The organism is Streptomyces sp. NPDC091412 (assembly GCF_044756885.1).
In the GTDB taxonomy this organism is placed as follows: Bacteria; Actinomycetota; Actinomycetes; order Streptomycetales; family Streptomycetaceae; genus Streptomyces.
This window is the reverse complement of the sequence record NZ_JBIVTV010000021.1, coordinates 104,624-113,201: the sequence shown is the minus strand read 5'-3', so window position 1 is coordinate 113,201 and position 8,578 is coordinate 104,624. Positions and strand designations below refer to the sequence as shown.

At 71.0% G+C, this 8,578-nt stretch carries 5 protein-coding genes and 1 pseudogene; 2 read left to right on the top strand and 4 right to left on the bottom strand.

Annotation, left to right across the window (positions count from 1 at the left end; genetic code table 11):
- The 4 genes and pseudogenes from ACIQMV_RS33405 to ACIQMV_RS33390 form a co-directional block, all read right to left on the bottom strand.
- Window positions 1–138: pseudogene (locus ACIQMV_RS33405) on the bottom strand (4-hydroxy-3-methylbut-2-en-1-yl diphosphate synthase); the annotation flags it as partial.
- 171 nt (window positions 139–309) lie between these two features.
- Window positions 310–1,602 carry a M50 family metallopeptidase gene (locus tag ACIQMV_RS33400; protein WP_401773784.1) on the bottom strand — a complete coding sequence of 431 codons (1,293 nt, stop codon included), beginning with the start codon at window positions 1,600–1,602 and terminating at the stop codon, window positions 310–312.
- A gap of 8 nt (window positions 1,603–1,610) precedes the next feature.
- Entirely contained in the window at window positions 1,611–2,873 is a 1,263-nt protein-coding gene (dxr, locus tag ACIQMV_RS33395; RefSeq protein ID WP_402596954.1) for a 1-deoxy-D-xylulose-5-phosphate reductoisomerase, read from the bottom strand.
- A 206-nt stretch (window positions 2,874–3,079) separates the two neighbouring features.
- Window positions 3,080–5,020, bottom strand: a complete 1,941-nt coding sequence (locus ACIQMV_RS33390) for an acyl-CoA dehydrogenase family protein (RefSeq protein WP_402596953.1) — start codon at window positions 5,018–5,020, stop codon at window positions 3,080–3,082.
- Window positions 5,021–5,369: 349 nt separating this feature from the next.
- On the opposite strand from ACIQMV_RS33390, the gene ACIQMV_RS33385 reads away from it, so the two are divergent.
- Window positions 5,370–6,383, top strand: a complete 1,014-nt coding sequence (locus ACIQMV_RS33385; protein WP_402596952.1) for a LacI family DNA-binding transcriptional regulator — start codon at window positions 5,370–5,372, stop codon at window positions 6,381–6,383.
- A gap of 102 nt (window positions 6,384–6,485) precedes the next feature.
- Entirely contained in the window at window positions 6,486–8,537 is a 2,052-nt protein-coding gene (locus ACIQMV_RS33380; RefSeq protein ID WP_402596951.1) for a TIM-barrel domain-containing protein, read from the top strand.
- The last annotated feature ends 41 nt before the right edge of the window (window positions 8,538–8,578 follow it).

Sequence of the window (8,578 nt, the reverse complement as noted above, 5' to 3'; positions counted from 1 at the left end):
ACGCGTCGTCGTCATCGACTGCACCGACACCGGCGCGTCCCCGCCCACCGCCACGGAACCGACCTGGATCTGCCGGCTCTTGCGGCGCTCGGCGAGCTTGGTCGGAACGGACGGCATGCCGAGAGAAATCGCAGTCATCTGCTGTGCAACCCCAAGTCGTGGATCAAGGTCCGGCCTCGTTCAGCGGCGGGCTCCAGGCATCGAGATTACGGCACGTCCGTGTGCCCCAGCACATCCCACCCGTCAAAACCCACTCAATGAAAGGCGGCCGGACGGGAGACCCGTCCGGCCGCCTTCGTCAGGGGTCCGTTAGGAGATTTTGACCGGGTTGACCACGTCCGCGATCAGGACGAGGACCGTGAAGCAGACGAAGACGCCCGCCACCACGTAGGCCACCGGCATCAGCTTCGCCACGTCGAACGGACCCGGGTCCGGCCGGCGCAGCACCCTCGCCAGATTCCGTCGCAGCGACTCCCACAGCGCCCCCGCGATGTGCCCGCCGTCCAGCGGGAGCAGCGGGAGCATGTTGAACAGGAACAGGGAGAGGTTGAAGCCGGCGACCAGCATCAGGGCCATGGCCAGCTGCTGGGTGGGCGGGATGTCCAGGGTGAAGATCTCGCCGCCGACGCGGGCCGCGCCGACCACGCCCATCGGGGAGTCGGGCTGGCGGGGAGCGCCGTCGAAGGCCGCGTTCCACAGGGCCGGCACCTTGGCGGGCAGGCTCGCGATGGAGTGGACGGCCTCGCCGAGCCGGTCGCCCATCCAGGTCACGGACTGGCCGAAGTCCTGGCGGACGATGCCGGTGGCGGCGCTGAAGCCGAGGAAGCCGGCGCTGACGTACTGCCCCTGCACGATCTGGCCGTGGGAGTCCTTCTTGGCGACCTGGTTGGTGGCGATCTTCGCGTGCAGGGTGACGTCCTGGCCCTTGCGGTCGACGACGATCGACGCCTCCTTGCCGGGGTTGGCGCGGATCAGGTCGGACAGCTGGTTCCAGTTGTCGGTCTTCACCCCGTTGAAGGAGACGATCTTGTCGCCCGCCTTCAGGCCCGCGGCCGCGGCCGGTGCCGGGGCGTCGGTCTTCTTGCAGTTGTCGCGGTTCTCGCTCTGCGCGATGACGCACTGGGAGACCGAGCTGACGGTGGTCGTCTGCTGCGAGATGCCGAAGCCCATGAGGACGGTCAGGAACAGCGCGACCGCGAGGATCAGGTTCATGAAGGGGCCCGCGAACATCACGATGACCCGCTTCCACGGGGCACGTGTGTAGAACAGGCGCTTCTCGTCACCGGGGCCGAGCTCCTCGAAGGCCGCCGAGCGGGCGTCCTCGATCATGCCGCGCCAGGGCGAGGTGGAGCGCGCGGTGATCCGGCCGTCGTCGCCCGGCGGGAACATGCCGATCATGCGGATGTAGCCGCCGAACGGGATGGCCTTGATGCCGTACTCCGTCTCGCCCTTCCTGCGGGACCAGAGCGTCGGGCCGAATCCCACCATGTACTGCGGCACTCGGATGCCGAAGAGCTTGGCGGTGGAAAGATGCCCCAGCTCGTGCCACGCGATCGAGACCAGCAGGCCCACCACGAAGACGACTATGCCGAGGATCATCATCAAGGACGTCATGCACGCGCCTCCGCTGTCGCCGTCCGCGCTGTCAGTTCCCGGGCCCTGGCGCGGGCCCAGGTCTCCGCTTCGAGGACGTCCGGCACAGTCAGCGTAGTTCCCGTGCTGGGTGTGCCGTGCTCCTCGACCACTTGTGTCACGGTCTCCGTGATCCCGTTGAAGGGCAGTGTGCCGCGCAGAAACGCGTCGACGCACTCCTCGTTGGCCGCGTTGAACACGGCCGGGGCGGTGCCGGCGAGCCGGCCCACGTGCCGGGCGAGCCCCACGGAGGGGAAGGCCTCGTTGTCGAGCGGGAAGAACTCCCAGGTCGACGCCTTGCTCCAGTCGAAGGCGGGCGCGGCGTCCGGAACGCGTTCGGGCCAGCCCAGGCCGATGGCGATGGGCCCGCGCATGTCGGGGGGCGTCGCCTGGGCGAGGGTGGATCCGTCGGTGAACTCAACCATCGAGTGGACATACGACTGCGGATGTACGACGACCTCAATGCGATCGAAGGAAATGTCGTACAGCAGGTGTGCCTCGATGACCTCAAGACCCTTGTTGACCAGGGTGGCGGAGTTGACCGTGATCACCGGACCCATCGCCCAGGTGGGGTGGGCGAGGGCGTCCTCGACGGTGACGTCGGCGAGCTCGGCCTTGGTCCGGCCGCGGAAGGGCCCGCCCGATGCGGTGACGACCAGCTTGCGCACGTCGGTCCGTGTCCCCGCCGCGAGCGCCTGGAAGAGGGCGGCGTGCTCGGAGTCCACCGGGATGATCTGACCGGGCTTGGCGAGCGCCTTGACCAGCGGGCCGCCGACGATGAGCGACTCCTTGTTGGCGAGCGCGAGGGTGCGGCCCGCCTCCAGGGCGGCGAGGGTCGGGGCGAGGCCGATGGAGCCGGTGATGCCGTTGAGGACGGTGTGGCAGTCGGAGGCGGCGAGCTGTGTGGCCGCGTCCGGTCCGGCGAGGATCTCGGGGAGCGGCTCGGACGTCCCGTACTGCGCGGCGAGCGCCTCGCGCAGGGCCGGTACGACGTCCTCGCGGGCCACGGCGACGGTCCGCACGCGCAGCCGGTACGCCTGCTCGGCGAGGAGACCGACCCGTCCGCCGTTGGCGGAGAGCCCGGTGACCCGGAAGCGGTCCGGGTTGCGCAGTACGAGGTCGATGGCCTGGGTGCCGATGGACCCGGTGGACCCGAGGACCACCACGTCCTTGGGCCCGTCCCCGGCGACGGGGTCGAAGACGAGGTGCGGGTCGGCGAGAGGGGCTGGACTGTCGCTCATCCCCCCATTGTGGCGGCAGCGACTCCCCGAACGGACAGCGCGTCCCTCCCGGAGGGGGAGCGAGTCGCCGGCCGCCGCGCCGGGGGCGGCGCGGCACGCCCCCCGGCGGCGGACGCGGTCGGCCGCCCGGTGACCGGTGCCTCCGGGCGGCCGGTGGAGTGCGCCGGCAGGTGGCCGTACCGCGTGTCAGGGCCGTCGGCCGGCCGTTACCTGATCGGCCGGTGCACGTTCTCCCGCTCGCTCGGGCCGGGGTCCGCCGCCGCGATCCAGGGGCCGTCGTCCGACGGGTCGATGACTCCTTCCTCCAGCCAGGTGTAGGCGCCGCCGAGGACGCCCTTGACGACCTTGCGGTCGAGGTCGTCGGTGTTGCTCCACAGGCGGTCGAAGAGTTCGGCGACGCGGATGCGGGACTGGCGGCAGAAGGCGTCGGCGAGCTGGTAGGCCTCGCGGCCGTGGTCGCCGTGGGCGCGCAGGAGTTCGGCGCGGACGCAGGCCGCGCTCATCGCGAACAGTTCGGCGCCGATGTCGACGACCCTGCCGAGGAAGCCCTGCTTGGTCTCCATCCGGCCCTGCCAGCGGGACATGGCGTAGAAGGTGGAGCGGGCGAGCTTGCGGGCGTGGCGTTCGACGTAGCGCAGGTGGCCGGAGAGGTCGACGTGCCCGGACGGGTGGAACTCGGCGTACGAGCGCGGGAGCTGACCCGGGCCCGCGACCAGCTTCGGCAGCCACTTGGCGTAGAAGACGCCGGCGTTCGCGCCCGCCCTCGCCTTGTCCGAGAGGGTCTTGTCGGGGTCGATGAGGTCGCCGGCGACCGAGAGGTGGGCGTCGACCGCCTCGCGCGCGATCAGCAGGTGCATGATCTCGGTGGAGCCCTCGAAGATGCGGTTGATGCGCAGGTCGCGCAGCATCTGCTCGGCGGGCACCGCGCGTTCTCCGCGGGCGGCGAGGGACGCGGCCGTCTCGAAGCCGCGGCCGCCGCGGATCTGGACCAGTTCGTCGGCCATCCGCCAGGCCATCTCGGAGCCGTAGAGCTTGGCGAGGGCGGCCTCGATGCGGATGTCGTTGCGGTTCTCGTCGGCCATCTGGGACGACAGGTCGAGCACCGCCTCCAACGCGAAGGTGGTGGCCGCGATGAAGGAGATCTTCGAGCCGACCGCCTCGTGCAGCGCGACCGGCTTGCCCCACTGCTCGCGGGCCGCGGACCACTCGCGGGCGATCTTCAGGCACCACTTGCCCGCGCCCGCGCACATCGCCGGCAGGGACAGCCGGCCGGTGTTCAGGGTGGTCAGGGCGATCTTCAGCCCCTGGCCCTCGGCGCCGATGCGGTGGGCGGCCGGAACCCGGACCTGGTGGAAGCGGGTGACGCCGTTCTCGATGCCGCGCAGGCCCATGAAGGCGTTGCGGTTCTCCACCGTGATGCCCTCGGAGGCGGCCTCGACGACGAAGGCGGTGATGCCGCCCCGGTGGCCCTCCGACTTCGGCACGCGCGCCATGACGACGAGGAGGTCGGCCACGACCCCGTTGGTCGTCCACAGCTTGACCCCGTCGAGGATGTAGTCGTCGCCGTCCGGGACCGCCGTGGTCGCCAGGCGTGCCGGGTCGGAGCCGACGTCCGGCTCGGTGAGCAGGAAGGCGGAGATGTCGGTGCGGGCGCAGCGCGGCAGGAAGGTGTCCTTCTGCTCCTGGGTGCCGAAGAGTTTCAGCGGCTGAGGCACACCGATCGACTGGTGCGCGGAGAGCAGCGCGCCGATCGCGGGGCTGGCGGAGCCGGCCAGGGCGAGGGCCTTGTTGTAGTAGACCTGGGTCAGGCCGAGGCCGCCGTACTTGGTGTCGATCTTCATACCGAGCGCGCCGAGCTCCTTGAGCCCGGTGACGACCTCGTCCGGGATCCGCGCGTCGCGCTCGATGCGGGCCGAGTCGATCTTCGTCTCGCAGAAGTCACGGAGCTTGGCGAGGAATTCCTCGCCGCGCTGGGCGTCGTCGGGGGCGGGCAGCGGATGCGGATGGATGAGGTCGAGCCGGAAGCGGCCGAGGAACAGCTCCTTGGCGAAGCTGGGCCTGCGCCAGTCCTGCTCCCGGGCGGCCTCCGCCACCTGGCGGGCCTCGCGCTCGGTGACGGTGGGCTTGTTGGACGTTGGTGCGGACATGAGGCTCACCTCGCCGCGAATAGGGATGTGGGGGCGGTACGTTACCGACCGGTGCTACTGGATCGTATGTACCCGATACCGGGCGGACCCACCACCCCACGCGCACGGACGTTCGCAGTGCACCGTCTGTCTCGGTGTGATGCCACCCCAGCATCGTGTGTGCGGGGCGTGACGACCACTCCTGTACTCCGTTCGGATGGCCCCGCTCCGGGCCAGGGGAAGAAAACAATCGAAGCGCTTCGACAGACTATGGACACCCACCTCCGCCGGGGTTACTGTCAAACCACTCTCACACCCCGATGTCAGCACCGCGCACTGTCGAAGCGCTTCACAACACTTGGAGAGCTGGATGGTCACCCTCGCCGAGGTCGCCCAGCACGCCGGAGTCTCGGCGAGCACGGTGAGCTACGTCCTCAGCGGCAAGCGGTCCATCTCCGCGAGTACCCGGCAGCGGGTCGAGGAGAGCATCCGGCAGCTCGGCTACCACCCGAACGCGGGCGCCCGCGCCCTGGCGAGCAGCAGGTCCAACATCATCGCCCTGATGATCCCGCTGCGTACCGACATGTACGTGCCGGTGATGATGGAGATCGCCATCGCCGTGGCGACCACCGCCCGCACGTACGGCTACGACGTGCTGCTGCTCACCGGTGAGGAGGGCCCCGACGCGGTGCGCCGGGTCACCGGCAGCGGGCTCGCCGACGCCATGATCCTGATGGACGTCGAGCTGGACGACGAACGGCTGCCGCTGCTGCGCGGGACCGACCAGCCGTCGGTCCTGATCGGGCTGCCCGCCGACACCAGCGGCCTGACCTGCGTGGACCTGGACTGGGGTGCGACGGGCGCGCTGTGCGTGGAGCATCTGGCGCTGCTCGGGCACCATGACATCGCCGTCATCGGCGAGGCTCCCGCGGTCTACGAACGGCACACCGGCTTCGCCGAACGCACCCTCGACGGTCTGCGCTCCCGGGCCCGCGAGCTGGGCCTGGGCCTGCTGCACCGCCCGTGCGAGGGCGGGTACGACGCGATGGCGGTGACCCTGGCCCGGATCCTCGACGAGCGTCCGGGCACCACCGGCTTCGTCGTGCAGAACGAGTCCGCCGTCGAACCCCTGCTCGCCCTGCTGCGCCAGCAGGGCCGCGCGGTCCCCGAGGACGTGTCGGTGGTCGCGATCTGCCCGGACCAGGTCGCCGTCCAGGCCTCGGTGCGCCTGACCTCGGTGGGCATCCCCGCCCAGGAGATGGGCCGGCACGCGGTCGCGCGCCTGGTGGCCAAGCTCGACGGGCAGGGCGCGGACGAAGTGGTGCTGATCGCACCCGAGTTGACGGTCCGGGCGAGTTCCGGGCCGGTCCGCTCCGGCTCCTGAAACCGGTCCGCTCCGTCCCGGGCCCGGCCCGCTCGGGGCGGCGCCATGCCTTCTCACGCCTTCTCGCAGGACTCCCCGTCCGCACTCCTTCAAGGAGCACTCGTGAACCAGCATGCCGAGACCCAGCCCCCGCACGGCCCGGTCAGCCTCGCCCAGTCCTCCCCCACGGTCGGCATGTTCCGCGACCGGGACGGCGTGCTGGAGTGGAGCGGCCGCCAGGAGACCGTACGCATCGAGCCGTGGGGGCCGGACGCGGTCCGGGTGCGCGCCCGGCTCGGGGGCCCGCTCCTGGACGACCTGCCCGGCGCGCTCCTCGCCCACGCGCCGGCCACCGAGAGCACCGTCAAGATCGAGGACGGCCGGGGGCGCCTGACCGTCGGCACGCTCACGGTCGACGTCGACGCCGCGGGCCTGATCCGCTTCCTGCGCACGGACGACCTCACGGAACTGCTGGCGGAGGAGCGCGCCCACTTCTGGTGGCCCGGCCCCCGCCTCTACACCGCCGTCGGCAACGGCCACCACCGCCTGGAGCAGCGCTTCTGCGCCTACGACGACGAGAGGCTGTACGGCCTCGGCCAGCACCAGCACGGCCGGCTGGACCAGAAGGGCCTGGTCGTCGACCTGGTCCAGCGCAACGCCGAGGTGGCCATCCCCGTGCTCACCTCCAGCCGCGGCTACACCCTGCTGTGGAACAACCCGGCCATCGGCCGCGTGGAGCTGGCCGGGAACGGCACCCGCTGGGTGGCGGACTCCGCCCGCCAGATCGACTACTGGATCACCGCGGGGTCCCCGGCCGATGCCCAGCGCCGCTACAGCGCGGTGACCGGCCGTACGCCCATGCTGCCCGAGTGGGCGGCCGGCTTCTGGCAGTGCAAGCTGCGCTACCGCACCCAGGACGAACTCCTCGAAGTGGCCCGGGAGTACAAACGGCGGAACCTGCCCATCGACGCGATCGTCTGCGACTTCTTCCACTGGACCCACCTGGGCGAGTGGAAGTTCGACCCCGAGGAGTGGCCGGACCCGGCGGCGATGGTGCGCGAGCTGGCGGACCTCGGCATCAAGCTGGTGGTGTCCGTCTGGCCGTCGGTGTCCCCGCTGAGCGAGAACCACCCGGTGATGGAGCAACGCGGCTACTTCATCGGCACGCAGTACGGTCCGATGGCGCACGCCGACTGGCCGGACAAGCAGGTCGCCTCGACCGTCCAGGTGGCCTTCTACGACGCCACCAACCCCGAGGCGCGCGCGTTCGTGTGGTCCAGGATCAAGGAGAACTACCTGGACCCGTACGGCATCACGGCGTTCTGGCTGGACGCCTGCGAGCCGGAGCTGAAGCCGGGTTTCGCCGAGAACCTGCGCTACTGGGCGGGCCCCGGCCTGGAGGTCGGCAACCTCTACCCGGCGGAGAACTCCCGCGCCTTCGAGGAGGGCCTTCGCGCCGCCGGCGTGGACGAGGTGATCACCCTCAACCGCTCGGCGTGGGCGGGCAGTCAGCGGCACGGCGCCGCCCTGTGGTCCGGTGACATCGGCACCGACTTCGCGACCCTGCGCCGCCAGATCGCGGCCGGCCTGAACACCGCGCTGTCCGGGATCCCCTGGTGGAACACCGACATCGGCGGCTTCCACGGCGGCGACCCGGACGACCCCGCCTACCAGGAGCTGCTGGTGCGCTGGTTCCAGTTCGGCGCGCTGTCCCCGCTGATGCGGCTGCACGGCTTCCGTGACCCGGGCATGCCGCTCGGCCCGGAGATGACCGGCGGCCCCAACGAGGTCTGGTCGTACGGCGAGCGGGCGTACCCCGTCCTGGAGAAGTACCTGCGGCTGCGCGAGCGCCTGAAGCCGTATGTGCTGGAGGTCATGCGGGAGGCCCACGAGGAGGGGCTGCCGGTGATGCGGCCGCTGTTCCTGGAGTTCCCCGCGGACCAGACGGCGTGGACGGCGGACGACTCCTACCTCCTCGGCCGGGATCTGCTGGTCGCCCCGGTGCTGACGGCCGGGGCCACGGCCCGCACCGCGTACCTCCCGGCGGGCGCGCGGTGGACCGACGCGTGGACCGGCCGGGAGTACGCGGGCGGTACGGCCGTGACGGTCGACGCTCCCCTGGACCGGATCCCGCTGTTCCTGCGGGACGGGGCCGAGCTGCCGGTCGCCGGGTAGCGCGGCCCGGACGCGGACGTGCGGCCGGTCCCTCCCCTATG